The following is a 14253-nucleotide window of genomic DNA, read 5'->3' on the forward strand; positions in this document are numbered from 1 at the left end:
GGGTCAGGGACGGCCGGGCGCCGCCGGCCAGGTGGTCAGGGCGCCGCCGGCTGACGGTTCCTGCTGGCCGGACTTCAGGGCCGCATTTTCACGCCGTAGCGATTCCGCCGCCGCACGGGCTTCGCGGGCCGCGCGCCTGAGCCGGCGCTCCCGCCACCATTCCGCCATCACGCCCAGCAGCAGGCCGATCACCACGCCGCCATAGAGCACGGCGAACAGCGGCAGATCGATTCGCCAGGGAAACGGGTCCAGGCTCAGTTCGACGGATTGGCGGTTCGCGATCGCGAATCCGATGGCGACGATGCCGACGGGAATGGCGACGACGATGGTGGAGAGGCGCACGGGCCGGTCAGTCGGAGGAGCCGGTGGCGGCCGATTCCATCGGCGGGGCCGCCTGCACGCCGGACTGGGTGGCGTTCAGCCGTTCCCTCAATTCCTTGCCGGTCTTGAAGTAAGGCACCGATTTCTGGGACACGGCGACCGCGTCGCCGGTGCGCGGATTGCGGCCGACCCGCGAGGGACGGCGCTTCACCGAAAAGGCGCCGAAACCGCGAAGTTCCACCCGATCGCCACGCGCCAGGGCCGCCACGATCTCGTCGAAAATGGTCGCAACGATACGTTCCGCCTCACGATGATTGAGGCTCGGGTTGCGCGCTGCCACGCGGGCCACCAGCTCTGATTTTATCATTCCCGTTCCCCCGGCGATCCCCACTCACCGTGCCACCTATCGTGGCTGGTCAGGGTGCCAAAGGGAAATCAGCCCGTCAAGCGTAAGTCTTTCTGGAAACACGGATTTTCCGATGATCCGCGCCCCCTGCTCGGCCAAGTCCGAAAACACCGGTTGGACCGGGAAGTGACGATACGGCAGGCCGCGGTCGATGCCTCGCTCACGCGCCAGCCAGTCGAGCGCCTCGCGGTCGCCGCCGATCTGGTCGATCAAGCCCGCCTCCAGGGCCTCACGGCCGTGGAAGACGCGCCCGTCGGCCAACTGGCGTGCCTGCTCCATCGGCAGGTTGCGGCGGTCGGCGACCAGGCCCACGAACCACTCGTAGGCCTTGTTGACGAGATCCTGCACTGCAACGCGGCCACGGTCGGAGAGCGGCTTGAAGGGCGACGGCTCAGCCTTCAGCGGTCCGGAGGTAATGGCCTCGGCCGAGATGCCGAGCTTGTCCATCAGCCGGGAGACCTCGACGGTCTGGAACAGGACGCCGATCGAGCCGACGATCGAGCTTTCGCGCGCGAAGGTGCGATCCGCCGCCAGCGCCGTGAGATAGCCGCCGGACGCCCCCATGGTGCCGATCACCGCAACGACAGGCTTCTTGTCGGCCAGCTTGCGCAGCTCGACGAAAAGCTGCTCCGCGCCATAAGTCGAGCCGCCGGGCGAGGAGATGTAGACGATCACCGCCTTGGCGTCGTCGTCCTTGGCGATGTCGCGGATCGCGCTTTCCAGCCGGCGGTCTTCGGCGATCACGCCGACGACGTCGAGCCAGGCGATGTAGTCGCCGCGCCGGAGGACGAAACGCCCCTCAGCCGGATCGTAGGTCGCCAGAAAGGCAACGAGGGCCGCGATCACCAGGACCGCGAGCCCCCGCCACCAGGCGATGCGGCGCTTGAGCCGGCGGCGGTCGGCGAGAAGGTCGCTCTCGACGCTCATCCGTCCTGCTCAAGCCGCCATGGGTCGAGGCCGCTGCTCAGCCTTCCTCGCCCTCGTCCTTCTTCTCGGCCTCCTTGCGGGCACGGTGCAGGGCCGCGCCGAGGATGTCGCCGAGCGAGGCGCCGCTGTCGGTCGAGCCGTACTGGGCGACCGCGTCCTTCTCCTCGGCGATCTCGCGCGCCTTGATGGAGAGCGAGATCTTGCGGGTCTTCGGATCGATCGCCGTGATCTTGGCGTCGATCTTCTCGCCCACCGCGAAGCGCTCCGGCCGCTGCTCCGCGCGGTCGCGCGACAGCTCGACCTTGCGGATGAAGCCGGTCAGGTCGTCGCCGATCTTCACCTCGAGGCCGGCATCCTGCACCGCGGTGATGGTGCAGGTGACCACGTCGTTGCGCTTCACGGCATCGGAGCCGGCCAGCGGATCCTTCTCCAGCTGCTTCACGCCGAGCGAGATGCGCTCCTTCTCGACATCGACGTCCAGCACCTGGGCGCGCACCATGTCGCCCTTCTTGAACTTCTGGATGGCCACCTCGCCCTGCTCCGTCCAGGACAGATCGGAGAGGTGCACCATGCCGTCGACGTTGTTGTCGAGGCCGAGGAAGAGGCCGAACTCGGTGATGTTCTTGACCTCGCCTTCCAGGGTGCTGCCGACCGGATGCGCCTCGGCGAAGCTCTCCCAGGGATTGGCCAGGCACTGCTTGAGGCCGAGCGAGATGCGGCGCTTCGAGGGATCGACCTCGAGCACCATGACCTCGACCTCCTGGCTGGTCGAGACGATCTTGCCGGGATGGACGTTCTTCTTGGTCCAGGACATCTCGGAGACGTGCACCAAGCCTTCCACGCCCGGCTCCAGCTCCACGAAGGCGCCGTAGTCGGTAATGTTGGTGACGCGGCCGGTGAACTTGGCGTTGACCGGGTATTTCGCTTCGATGCCGTCCCAGGGATCGGCCTCGAGCTGCTTCATGCCGAGCGAGATGCGCTGGGTTTCCGGGTTGAGCCGGATGACCTGCACCTTCACCGTCTGGCCGATGTTCAGCGCCTCGGACGGATGGTTGACGCGGCGCCAGGCGATGTCGGTCACGTGCAGCAGGCCGTCGACGCCGCCGAGATCGACGAAAGCGCCGTAATCGGTGATGTTCTTGACCACGCCTTCCAGCACCTGGCCTTCGCGCAGGTTGGCGACCAGCTCGTTCCTGGCCTCGGCGCGGCTTTCCTCCAGCACGGCGCGGCGCGACACCACGATGTTGCCGCGGCGGCGGTCCATCTTGAGGATCTGGAACGGCTGCGGCGTGCCCATGATCGGCGTCACGTCGCGCACCGGCCGCACATCCACCTGGCTGCCCGGCAGGAAGGCCACGGCGCCGGAAAGATCGACGGTGAAGCCACCCTTCACGCGGCCGAAGATGATGCCCTCGACGCGCTGGTTGCCCTGGAAGGCGTGTTCCAGCTTCTCCCAGGCCTCTTCGCGGCGCGCCTTGTCGCGCGACAGCACGGCCTCGCCCTGCGCGTTCTCCACGCGGTCGAGATAAACGTCGACGGTATCGCCGACCTTCAGCTCGGCGGGACGGCCCGCCTGCGAGAATTCGCGCAAGGGCACCCGGCCCTCGGATTTCAGGCCGACATCAATGATGGCGAAATCGTTCTCGATGGAGACCACGGTCCCCTTGATCACCGAGCCTTCGAGGCCGGAGCCGGAGCCGTAGATCTCGTCGAGCAGCTCCGCGAAATTCTCGTCGGTCGGGGGCGGCGCCGCGCGTTCGGCGGCGACGGCAGTACGGGCACGAGCCATGCGAAATGTCCTTTCAGTCGACCCTATCAGGCCTCGCCGGTTGTCTCCGGCGGGTCACGAGGCCACGAAATCCCACGCCGGCACTCGGGCCGGCCCGCGCTGGCGGGACGTCAGTTTCGGGATGCCCCGGCGCGTCGGGGCCGTTTCAGCGGCCGAGCCTGCCCGCCACGAAGGCGCGGGCCGCCCGGAAAGCGGCGTCTATATCCAAGTCGCTGGTGTCGAGCAAGTGGGCATCCGCGGCCGGCTTCAGGGGCGCTATGGCCCGCTCGCTGTCGCGTTTGTCCCGGGCGACCAGGTCCGCCAGGACTTCGGCCTCGCTGATCGTCTCGCCGCGGGCCTGCAATTCGAGGTAGCGGCGACGGGCGCGCACCTCGGGCCGGGCGGTGACGAACAGCTTCGCCTCGGCCCCGGGGCAGACCACGGTGCCTGTATCGCGGCCATCCAGGACCGCGCCGGGCTCGCCGCCGGGGGGCTGGGCAGCAAACCGGCGCTGGTAATCGAGCAAGGCGGCCCGGACGCTCGGGATCGCCGCGACCTTCGACGCGGCATGGCCGGCCGCCTCCTCGCGCAGGCCGTCGGCGGCAAGGTCCGCGGGACTGAGCTTGGCTGCGGCCTGGAGGGCCCGCGCCTCGTCGGCCGGGTCGCCGCCAGCCCACATGACCTTGCAGCCAACCGCCCGATAGATCATTCCGGTGTCCAGATGCGCGAAGCCGAGATCGGCCGCCAGCCGACGCGACAGCGTGCCCTTGCCGGCCGCGACGGGGCCGTCCACGGTGACGATCACGCCGCCACCTCGATCCGGGCGCCGAGCCGGTTCATCAGGCCGACGAAGCCGGGGAAGCTGGTATCGATCATGCCGACATCGTCGACCGTGACGGCGCGTTCCGCCAGCAGGCCCAGCATCAGGAACGACATGGCGATGCGGTGATCCATGTGGGTTACCACCTTGCCGCCGCCCCTGGGCCGGCCGCCACGGCCCTGCACGGTCAAGCTGTCGGGCGTTTCCGCATAGTCGATGCCGTTGGCGGCGAGGCCAGCGGCGACGGCCGCAATGCGATCGCTCTCCTTGACCCGCATTTCCTGGATCCCGGCCATCACCGTGCGGCCCTCGGCGCAGGCGGCGGCGACGGCGAGCACCGGATATTCGTCGATCATCGATGGCGCCCGCTCCGCCGGCACCTCGACGCCCTTGAGGCGGGCACCGCGGATGACGATATCGGCCACCGGCTCGCCCCCCTCGATCCGCCGGTTGTCGAAGCGAAGGTCGGCGCCCATCTCGCGTAGCGTCTGATAGAGGCCGGCCCGCAGCGGATTGATGCCGACGCCCTGTAGCGTCAAATCAGAGCCCGGCAGCGCGGCGGCGGCCACGGCCAGGAATGCGGCCGAAGAGGGATCGGTCGGCACGACCACGTCCCGTCCCGCGAGCTCCGCCTCGCCGGTGACGCTCACGATGCGGCCGCCTTTCCCGTCGGGCGCGACCGTCACGGTGGCGCCGAAATGGCGCAGCAGGTTTTCCGTGTGGTCGCGGGTGGCCTCCGGCTCGATCACCGTGGTGCGTCCCGGCGCCACGAGGCCGGCCAGGAGGATCGCCGACTTCACCTGGGCCGAAGCAACCGGCAGGCGGTACTCGATCGGCAGCGGATTGGCAGCGCCGATCACCGCCATCGGCAGCCGGTCGCCCGCCCGGGTGATGAAACGCGCGCCCATCTGTTCCAGCGGGACCTTCACCCGGCCCATCGGGCGCCGCCGCAGCGACGCATCGCCGGTCACGAAAGTGGTGATGGGATGGGTCGCCAGCACCCCGGCAATGAGCCGCGCGCCAGTGCCCGAATTGCCGAGGTCGAGGATATCGGCCGGCTCGCCGAGCCCGCCCACGCCGCGTCCACGGATCGTCCAGTCGCCGTCGGCGCCGCGCTCGACCTCCGCCCCGAGCGCCCGCATGGCGGCGCCGGTGCGCAGCACGTCCTCGCCTTCCAGCAGGCCGGTCACCCGGGTTGTACCGGTGGCCAGCGCGCCGAAGATCAGGGCACGATGCGAAATCGACTTGTCGCCCGGCACCCGGGCGCTGCCCGACAAGGCCTCGACGGGGTGAGAAACATGCGGCCGCGCGGCCGCCTGACCGGTCATTCGTTAAAGCGCCTTTTGCAGGGATCGGCCCCAGCCGAATTTCAAGGGTTGACAGCGGGCCGGTTCTTACCACAAAACCCCCCGCCTTCGCATAGGGACCGCCAAGGGCGGTCCGAGGCCGAACACCGCAAGCCGAGGTCAGGATGGCGAAACCGGAATGGGGCACCAAGCGGCGCTGCGTGAGCTGTGCGGCGGCGTTCTACGACTTCCGCAAGGACCCGATCATCTGTCCGCGCTGCAACACCGTGCACCAGCCCGAGCAGATCCTGAAGCCGCGCCGCACCCGGCCCGATGACAAGGCCGTGGTGGTGCCGAAACCCGCGCCGGAGCCGGTGGACGTGGATGCGGTCGAGGAGACCGAAGAAGACGCCTTCATCGAAGATGCCTCGGAGCTGGGCGAGGACGAGGAGGATGTCGTCGAGGTCGTCGAATCGGCCGACGAAGGGGAGGATACGGTCGATCGCTGATCCGACCTGCCGCCCCTTGCGCGGCGGCGGCGGCGGACATAGAAGGAGGCCCGCGCGGCGGCGCGGCAGATTTCCCGAGGAGATATTCCAGGGGCCATAGCTCAGTTGGGAGAGCGCTTGAATGGCATTCAAGAGGTCAGGGGTTCGACTCCCCTTGGCTCCACCAAATCCCTGAGGGCCCGGCCGGCGACGGTCGGGCCCTGATCGTTTAGGACTGCCGCCCTCGCTCGACAGACGGGGCCTGCAAAGGATCCAGGTCGGCGGCCAAGCGCCGATGAAGTTCCAAGGTTGTCATCGGCTCGGCGCCGACCTGCACCAGCATGTACTCCAGAAGCCGCTCGATCGTCGCCAGAAACTGATCCCGGTCGGCGTCGGAGCGCACATAGGGCGTATGCCCCGGCGAGAGCGACGGCGAGTGAAAGGAGAACACCAGAACGCGGTGGCCGTCTTCCAGCATGGCGTCGACCAGGCGGCGCTGGTCGTCGAAATTGTTGCCTTCCGGCGACAGGGTGACGCGCTCGAGCAGGCCCAGACGCGCGAAGAAGGCCCCGACATGCAGTGTGCGACCGGTGCTGGCGGCGACCCGCGGATACAGCGCGGCGCCGATATTCCGCAGGCGACCGACGAAGGCCCGCGTCGACGGCAGCTCGAGAACCTCGCCGGCGCCGAGCCAGAACGGGTGACGGTCAAACTCACTGTAATCCGGTCCGCCTTCATCCACATACGAGGTGAAAGGCATCACGCTGGTATCGACCAGATAGCCCAGGGACTTGATGATGCCGATCGTCGACGGGCCGAGGCCGTAGCGGCCGGCCTTGAAGACGCGGGGCCGCATGCCGCAGCGCCGCTCGATCAGATCGGTCAGGGCTTCGATCTTGCGGCGCTCGACATCGAAGGCGAGGTTGCCGGGGTAGGAGTTCCGCACCGAGGCGACCTCGTCATGCGGCGGGTTGACCCAGGGATGCAGCTGGGCGCCGAGCTCGCAACGCCCCTCGGCCGAGGTGCGCGACAGGAACTCCGCGCCGAAGTCGCTGGCGACGACCGGGTAGTCGGCAAGGTAGGTCGGCCGAACGCCGAAGGCGTCGAACCGGGCTTGCGCCACGGGAAGCGCGTGCAGGTGCGTCAGGGCGACATTCTCGCGCGAGAACGGGCCTTTCCAGTCGAACTCCTCCTCCAGATCGACCAGCGAGATCAGCACCGGGCGGCGCAGCGTGCGTTCCTGAACCGCTCGGAACCCGGTCAGGTCCGGCCCCGTCGTCGCCACTGCGCTCGCCAACATCTGCAACGAATCTGCCTCCCGCGTCGTCCCGGCCTTTTCGGCCGTTTCTGCCTCACCAAGAGGGTACGCCATCGCTACCGCGTTTACAGGCGACCGGGGCCATTATATGCATTCGCGGCGCTGAACAAATTCTTGCTCGGGATTGGGCCTTGGCCATCGATCAGAAAGAAGTCGATCGGACTCCGCTCGTCTCCGTCGTGATTCCTTCGTTCAACGCCGCTTCCACCTTGGCGCGCGCCATATGTTCCGTGCGCGACCAGACCTATCGGCCGATCGAAATTGTGGTGATCGACGACGGCAGCTCGGACGATACGCCGAACCTGCTGGAACGCCTGGCAGGCGCTGACCTCAACGTTCTGCGGAACCCCAGGCCAAGCGGGGCCTCCAACGCCCGCAATCAGGGAATCCAGCATGCCACCGGCGAGCTGGTCGCCTTCCTCGATGCCGACGACGAATGGTTTCCGAACAAGCTTGCCCTGCAAGTGCCCGCGCTGCTCGCAAATCCGAGAGCAACCTTTTCCGCCTGCGGCGGCAGCGTGATCGATCTCGATGGGCGCTATGCGCCCGACCAGTACCCCGGTGTACGCAAGGTCGGCGGGCCCGACGCCTGGCGGGCGATTCTGCGGGCGAACTTCATTGCGACGCCGAGCGTGCTGGCATGGCGCAAGGCGCTGATCGACGCCGGGCTGTTCGATGTCGCCCTCAGAGTAGCAGAAGACCAGGATATGTGGATCCGTCTCGCCGTCGCGGGCGACCTCGTCTATCTCGACCGGCCGCTGATCGTCATCCACGAACAGCCATCGAGCCTGACCGGGGGACAGCCCAGGATCAAGCTGCAGCAGACCTACACGTTGCCGATGCTGCATCGGCACCTGGCGCGGCTGAGCGACCGGCTTGCCCCGGCCGAGCGCCGGCGAATCCTTGCCGAGCGCTATGCGCGGATCGGCCGGGGTGCCTATGTGGAGACGCCTCGCCCCGCCTTGCGATTTCTCGTTCTCGGCAGTTTCTATGGCTACCAGCCTCTGCAGAACCTGATCTTCTCACTCACCTCTTCTGCCTTCGGCCGGTGGCTGCGCGGGTTTCTGCCCTGAAGCCCCGCCCTCTCCCGCTTACCTGATCCTTCCCAGGCGCGCCGCCGCTCCCGGCGACCGCACTGCCGCCGATTTGATCGGAAGCCGCGGCCGCCTGTCCGAAAGGTGAGAGGGCTGGTCGTGATCCTGCCTGGCCGGCTCGCCGTAGCGAGGAAGACAGGCGGTGAGGGACCCTGCGAAGGCCGTTTGTCCGCGTGCTCATCTCAAGCGAGGACACATCCGTGCTTTCATCACCTCATCGCGGCCTGCTCGCCGCTGCGGCAGCCTTCATTGCGACCTCGTTCGCCTGGCCTGCCGCCGCCACGATCTTCACCGTCCTGCCCGGCGGCTTCGAAAGCCAGGCCGGCGGGTTCCAGGGCCCTGCCCCGCTCCGCTTTCCGGGCGGCGGCGGCAGCCGCTCGCAGCTCGTCTACGACTCGTCGCTGTTCGGCGAATTCGATGGCCCGCGCTCGATCACCGGTTTCGATCTGCGGACCTTCCCCGGCATCGCGCCGAGTGCCTTCTTCGGCAATACGGTGACCGCGTCGAACGTCGTCATCCGGCTCTCGACCACCGCGCGCGGCGGTGAGGGCAACCCGCTCAGCACCACTTTCGCCGACAATGTCGGCGCCGACGAGGCTGTGGCTTTCGCCGGCCGCCTGACGCTGACCACCGCGGCGAACAGCAATCTGCCGGTCAGCCCGTTCGACTACTCGATCGAGTTCGCGACGCCGTTCACCTTCGATCCCGATCTCGGTAACCTGCTGATCGACGTCCTGGTGCCATCCGACGCGACCGTCACTCCGAATGTCGGCTTCGGCTTCCTGACATTCGACACGGTGAACGCGCTGAACGACGGCGTGTTCAGTGTCATCAACCTGAATTCCGGCAGCGCCGCAACCGGCACGGAGAGCACGACCGGTCCGATCCTCCGCCTGCGCAGCGAGGCTCTGCCCGGAACCGTCGCGGTGCCGGAACCAACGCTTCTCGCCCTGTTCGCCGTCGGTGTGGCCGGTCTCGGCCTGTGCCGGCGGCGGCGCATGGCATAGCTTCTATGGCAGCGGGGTCTGCCTCTCAGGCCCCGCCGCGCCACAGCACCGGCCAGCGCCACAGGCAGAGGCCGAGCAGCAGCAGGCCCTCGGCGGTGGAGAGCAGCACGGCACCCGGCGCACCGAGCCAGCCCGCCAGGAGGCCGATATGCAGATGGCCGAGCTGGCCGAGGCCGATGCAGGTGGTCAGCACGCCCATCATGCGCGATTGCTGGTCCGCCGGCGCGTGAGTCAAGATCAGCGTGCTCTGCGTCGTGGCGAAGATGCCGGTGCCGCAGCCGAGCAGGATCAGCGCGGCGAGCGACAGGAGGTAGTTCGCCGAAGCGCCGAAGCCGAAGGCGCCGATCAGCACCATGGCCGAGCCGGCGAGCAGGCAGCGACCCAGCCAGACCGAACGGCCGAGCCAGGCCAGCAGGAGCGAGCCGAAGAGTGCCCCGATGCCCTCGGCCGAGGAGAGTAGGCCAACGGCGATGGGCGACGCCAGCAGGACGTCCTTGCCGATCACCGGCACCATGCTGGTATAGGGGAAGCCGAAGAAGTTGAGCACGATGCTGACCGCGAGCGTGCCCATGACGACCGGCAGCAGCCGCGCCGTGCGGAAACCCTCGAGGATGATCGTCGCCACGCGGCCCTGGCGACCGGCCCGCGCAGCCCGCCCGACGGAGAGCGTGGCGGCAAGACCGGCGCCGATCCCGAACAGGAGCGCGCCGAGCAGATACGAGCCGGCAAGGCCGATCGCCACGTAGAGGCCGCCGCCGACCAGCGGGCCGATCGTCCGCGTGATGCTGAATGTGGCCCAGTCGAGCGCCATCGCGGCCGCCATCCGCGGCGCGCCCGCGACCTCGCCGGCAAGGGTGCGGCGGACCGACATCTCGGTCGCCCAGTAGAGACCCGCGAGAACAGAGCCGATGGCGACGTGCCACACCTCGATCGCGCCGGTCGCGGCGAGCCCGGCCAGCAGGAGATAGCCCAACGTCATCAGAGCCAGCGCGACGGTGAGGAAGCGCTGGAGCGCCAGCCGCTCGGCCAGCGCGCCGGCAAAGACGCCGGCCAGCATCGGCACCAGCCGCAGCAGCGTCACCACAGCGACGGTGAAGGCCGAGCGGGTGACGTCGAACACCCAGATGCCGACCACCAGCATGTCGAGCCAGCGCATGGTGCCGATCAGCGCCCCAATCAGCCAGATGCGCCGGAAGACAGGGTCGACCAGCAGGCTGATCGGCTGATGCCGGGCAGACGTGGTATTCGAGGACGTTTCCAACACCCGGCTTCGCTCTACGGCGATTGATTCCTTGACACCAACCGTAGCCGATTTGCGGATGTCGCGGGCGCGCTTGATACCGACGCGACCGCGCCCTAGCCTCGCTGCGAACGGGAGGAAACGGAGCCGCTCACATGCGCAACTGGCAGCTTGACGTGCGGCCGATCGCTGGCGCCCTGGGCGCCGAGATCCATGGCATCGATATCGGCGGCGATCTGGACGACGAGCAGGTGGCGGCGATCCGCCGGGCCTGGCTCGAGCATTGCGTTGTGTTCTTCCGCGACCAGACGCTGCCGCCCGAACGTTTCATGGCCTTCGCCGCGCGCTTCGGCCGGCCGATCGAATATCCCTTCGTCAAGGGCATCGAGGGCTATCCGAAGATCATCCAGGTGGCGAAGTTCGAGAACGAGAAAATGAACTTCGGCGGCATCTGGCATGCCGACACGACCTATCTGGAGGACCCGCCGATCGCCACCATGCTGGTGGCGCGCGAGGTGCCGCCGGTCGGCGGCGACACGCTGTTCGCCAACCAATATCTCGCCTACGAGATGCTCTCCGCGGGGCTGAAGCAGACGCTCGACGGCCTGATCGGGGTCTCGAGCTCCGCCAAGGCCGATGTGACCAAGACGCGCGAAGACCGGCTGAAGACCAGTGCCACCGACGAGGCCGGCCACGAATTCATCGCCGAGCATCCGGTGGTGCGTGTCCATGCGGAGACCGGGCGCAAGGCGCTCTACGTCAACTTCGCGCATACCGTGCGGTTCAAGGGCTGGACCGAGGCCGAAAGCCGGCCATTGCTCGACTTCCTGTTCCAGCACCAGGTGCGGCCGGAATTCACCTGCCGGTTCGACTGGCAGCCCGGCTCGCTCGCCTTCTGGGACAATCGCTGCGCCCAGCACAATCCGATCAACGACTATCAGGGCTATCGGCGCATCATGCACCGCATCACGCTCGCCGGTGACAAATCGGCCTGAGCCGGATCAGTTGCGGAAATGGGTACGCAGGCCGCGCCAAAGCGCGACCGTCTCGGCGGTGCCGGGATCGCGGGCATTGAAGCGTACCGCGGTGTTGACCATCACCAGCTTCGTCGCCGGGTCGACGAAGATCATCTGGCCGCGCACGCCGAGCAGGGCGAAGCTGCCGTCGTTCTCCGGGAAGATCCAGGTCTGGTAGCCGTAGCCGAAGAACCGGCTCGCGGTGCCGGGTGCGAGATGCGGCGAATGCACCATCGTCGCCTCGCGCAGCCAGGCGGACGGGACGAGCTGGCGCTCACCCACACGGCCGCCATTGGCGAGCAGCAGCGCGAGCCGCGCCCAGTCGCGCAGCACCGCATTCAAGCAGCAATAGCCGAGCTCCTGGCCCGTCGGATCGATCTGCCAGCTGGCGTCGGATTCCGCGCCGATCGGCTGCCAGATCCTCTCCGAAAGATAGTCGGAGAGCGGCCGCCCCACTGCCGCCGCCAGCACCAAGCCCAAAACCTCCGTCTCGCTGGAGGCGTAGTAGTGCCGCTGCCCCGGCTCGGCGATGCGCTCGTTGAACTGGCCGAGCACGGCAAGACCGCCGATGCCGGTCGGCGAGAGCGTCGCCCGGCTCAGCTTGCTGACGTCGTCCGACCCATCGTAGTCCTCGCGGAACTTCACGCCCGAGGACATCGTCAGCAGGCGCCGGAGCGGCGTGCGGCCGTATTCGGTGCCGGCAAGAGCCTGGACGTAGTCCTGCGCCTTGTCGTCGAGCGAGCGGATCGCGCCCTCTTCCCGCGCGATGCCGATGAGCATCGACACAACGGTTTTCGCCATCGACCACGATGTCAGGCGGTGGGTATCGAGCCGCCCATACTGGTAGCGCTCGACCAGGATGGTGTCGTCCTTGGCGATGATCAGGCCGGTGATCGGATTGCGCGCCAGATAGCCGTCGATCGTGCGCGCCTCGTTGCCGACCCGGTACGTCAAGGGCGGCGGCTCCACCGCCCGCGCGATGGCGCGGGGCGCATCGGACCTGGCAACCCGACGCGCCGGAAAGATCTCGTCGAGCCTGGAATGGGAATCGACGAGGAAGGGGATCTGCCAGAAGGTCTGCTGGTTGGCGACAGGAAATCCGCTCGCGCTCAGGCCGAGCCTTTCGGCTTCCGGACCGCCGGGATCGAAAACCGGACTGCCGGCGGCAACGGAGGCCGCGCGACAAGCGAAGATCGCCCCGACGGCGAGGGCCGCGAAAGCGCGCCGCCACATCGGGGCGAGCGCCGGAGAACGATCAGCCGCCGAGCACGCTCGACAGCTTCATCGCGATGCCCATCGAGCCGGCGACTTTCAGCTTGCCCATCATGAAGGCCATGGTCGGGTCCATCTCACGCTTCACGATGGCGACGAAGTCGTCCATCTTCACCGACAGCGTGCAGTCGGCCTCCTTGTCATCGTTCGACACCGTGTAGGGCGAGGTGGTGCCGTCGAGATAGATTCTGCCGTCGTCGCCAAAATCGAACTTCACCGTCGCATCCAGGCCGGACTTGCCCTGAACGCGTTCGCGCATGCCGTTGGTGAGCGTATCGAGGTCCATTCCCGTCTCCCGTTTCCCGCCGAACGTGGTCAGCTTGACGTTAACGTAAAGCCCGCCTAGCGTGCGGTCAAACGTGCCGCTTCGCGGCGCATCGTAACAACGAAAGTTGGGAGGAAGGTGACACGGCATGCCCTACCGGTCCGTGTTCCGACCGGGCTTGTTCGACGGCCAGGTCGCGATCGTCACGGGCGGCGGCAGCGGCATCGGCCGTTGCACTGCTCATGAGCTGATCGCCCTCGGCGCCAAGGTCGCTCTCGTCGGGCGCCGTATCGAAAGACTGGAGCAGGTCGCCGCCGAGATCGCCGAGGTGAAGGGCGAGGCCGGCTGCTTCGCTTGCGACATCCGCGACGAGGAGCGCGTCAAGGCGACGGTCAGCGAGGTGCTGGCCCGGTTCGGACGGATCGACGGCCTGGTCAACAATGCCGGCGGCCAGTTCGCCGCGCCGGTCGCCGCCATCACCCAGAAGGGCTGGGAAACGGTGGTCCGCAACAACCTGACCGGCGGCTTCCTGATGGCGCGCGAGTGCTTCGTGCAGTGGATGAGCGGCCATGGCGGCAGCATCGTCAACATCGTCGCCGATATGTGGATGGGGATGCCGGGCATGGCGCATTCCGGCGCCGCGCGGGCCGGCATGGTCAACTTCACCGAGACCGCCGCCTTCGAATGGGCGGCAGCCAATGTGCGGGTCAACGCGGTGGCGCCGGGCTGGATCATGTCTTCCGGCATGGACCACTACCCGCCGGAAATGGCCGAGCACATCCGCGGCCTGAAGAACATCGCGCCGCTCGGCCGCATGGGCACCGAAAGCGAGGTCTCGGCGGCCATCGTCTTCCTTCTCTCGGAGGCGGCCGGATTTATTTCCGGCTCGACGCTGCGCGTCGATGGTGCGGTGCCGAATGCGCGACCCAGCTTCCCGATCAAAGCGCCCACGGCGCGACAGGGCGCGCCGGCTTATAACGGCTTCCACCTCGCGGTGACGCCCAAGGTTCTGCAGGACAGCTGAG

15 protein-coding genes and 1 tRNA gene are annotated in these 14253 nt (G+C 67.7%); 6 read left to right on the plus strand and 10 right to left on the minus strand.

The annotated features are described in order from the left end of the window. Positions 1-3 precede the first annotated feature (3 nt). From DT074_RS12365 to aroA, 6 genes are all read right to left on the minus strand, one after another. The gene (locus DT074_RS12365; RefSeq protein ID WP_119420165.1) at positions 4-342 is read right to left on the minus strand and encodes a lipopolysaccharide assembly protein LapA domain-containing protein; all 339 of its coding nucleotides are present in this window, start codon (positions 340-342) and stop codon (positions 4-6) included. A gap of 7 nt (positions 343-349) precedes the next feature. Continuing rightward, positions 350-688 (minus strand): integration host factor subunit beta, encoded by a 339-nt coding sequence (locus DT074_RS12370; protein ID WP_119420166.1) that lies wholly within the window; start codon positions 686-688, stop codon positions 350-352. A gap of 36 nt (positions 689-724) precedes the next feature. Further along, positions 725-1573 (minus strand): signal peptide peptidase SppA, encoded by an 849-nt coding sequence (gene sppA / locus DT074_RS12375; protein ID WP_368744632.1) that lies wholly within the window; start codon positions 1571-1573, stop codon positions 725-727. Positions 1574-1691: 118 nt separating this feature from the next. After that, positions 1692-3443: a 30S ribosomal protein S1 gene (rpsA, locus tag DT074_RS12380; RefSeq protein ID WP_119420168.1), complete on the minus strand. Its 1752-nt coding sequence runs from the start codon at positions 3441-3443 to the stop codon at positions 1692-1694. Positions 3444-3588: 145 nt separating this feature from the next. Continuing rightward, positions 3589-4227 carry a (d)CMP kinase gene (gene cmk / locus DT074_RS12385; RefSeq protein ID WP_119420169.1) on the minus strand — a complete coding sequence of 213 codons (639 nt, stop codon included), beginning with the start codon at positions 4225-4227 and terminating at the stop codon, positions 3589-3591. Continuing rightward, positions 4224-5570 (minus strand): 3-phosphoshikimate 1-carboxyvinyltransferase, encoded by a 1347-nt coding sequence (gene aroA / locus DT074_RS12390; RefSeq protein ID WP_119420170.1) that lies wholly within the window; start codon positions 5568-5570, stop codon positions 4224-4226. Before aroA ends, cmk begins: the two co-directional genes overlap by 4 nt. 143 nt (positions 5571-5713) lie before the next feature. Between aroA and DT074_RS12395 the strand changes: the two genes are divergently transcribed. Continuing rightward, positions 5714-6037: a TIGR02300 family protein gene (locus tag DT074_RS12395; RefSeq protein WP_119420171.1), complete on the plus strand. Its 324-nt coding sequence runs from the start codon at positions 5714-5716 to the stop codon at positions 6035-6037. Positions 6038-6127: 90 nt separating this feature from the next. After that, positions 6128-6203: transfer RNA gene (locus tag DT074_RS12400), tRNA-Ala, on the plus strand. Between the two features lie 42 nt (positions 6204-6245). On the opposite strand, the gene DT074_RS12405 is transcribed toward DT074_RS12400, so the two are convergent. Beyond that, positions 6246-7322: a polysaccharide deacetylase family protein gene (locus DT074_RS12405; RefSeq protein ID WP_162914854.1), complete on the minus strand. Its 1077-nt coding sequence runs from the start codon at positions 7320-7322 to the stop codon at positions 6246-6248. A 143-nt stretch (positions 7323-7465) separates the two neighbouring features. Here DT074_RS12405 and DT074_RS12410 point away from each other — a divergent pair, with 143 nt between their 5' ends. Both DT074_RS12410 and DT074_RS12415 read left to right on the plus strand, forming a co-directional pair. Next, positions 7466-8407, plus strand: coding sequence for a glycosyltransferase family 2 protein (locus tag DT074_RS12410; protein WP_162914855.1), 942 nt, complete (start codon positions 7466-7468; stop codon positions 8405-8407). Between the two features lie 221 nt (positions 8408-8628). Continuing rightward, on the plus strand, positions 8629-9435 hold the full coding sequence (locus DT074_RS12415; RefSeq protein WP_162914856.1) for a PEP-CTERM sorting domain-containing protein: 807 nt from the start codon (positions 8629-8631) through the stop codon (positions 9433-9435). Positions 9436-9460: 25 nt separating this feature from the next. Here the strand turns inward: DT074_RS12415 and DT074_RS12420 are convergent, their stop codons facing one another. After that, complete coding sequence (locus DT074_RS12420) at positions 9461-10696, minus strand: MFS transporter (protein WP_162914857.1); 1236 nt, start codon at positions 10694-10696, stop codon at positions 9461-9463. 134 nt (positions 10697-10830) lie between these two features. Here DT074_RS12420 and DT074_RS12425 point away from each other — a divergent pair, with 134 nt between their 5' ends. Further along, the gene (locus DT074_RS12425; protein WP_119420176.1) at positions 10831-11670 is read left to right on the plus strand and encodes a TauD/TfdA dioxygenase family protein; all 840 of its coding nucleotides are present in this window, start codon (positions 10831-10833) and stop codon (positions 11668-11670) included. A 6-nt stretch (positions 11671-11676) separates the two neighbouring features. Here DT074_RS12425 and DT074_RS12430 read toward each other — a convergent pair whose 3' ends face one another. Next, entirely contained in the window at positions 11677-12924 is a 1248-nt protein-coding gene (locus DT074_RS12430; RefSeq protein WP_119420177.1) for a serine hydrolase domain-containing protein, read from the minus strand. A 22-nt stretch (positions 12925-12946) separates the two neighbouring features. Next, positions 12947-13249 (minus strand): SCP2 sterol-binding domain-containing protein, encoded by a 303-nt coding sequence (locus DT074_RS12435; protein WP_119420178.1) that lies wholly within the window; start codon positions 13247-13249, stop codon positions 12947-12949. 127 nt (positions 13250-13376) lie between these two features. Here DT074_RS12435 and DT074_RS12440 point away from each other — a divergent pair, with 127 nt between their 5' ends. Beyond that, complete coding sequence (locus tag DT074_RS12440) at positions 13377-14252, plus strand: SDR family oxidoreductase (protein ID WP_119420179.1); 876 nt, start codon at positions 13377-13379, stop codon at positions 14250-14252. The last annotated feature ends 1 nt before the right edge of the window (position 14253 follow it).

The organism is Desertibaculum subflavum, from assembly GCA_003576705.1.
Classification (GTDB): Bacteria; Pseudomonadota; Alphaproteobacteria; order Ferrovibrionales; family Ferrovibrionaceae; genus Desertibaculum; species Desertibaculum subflavum.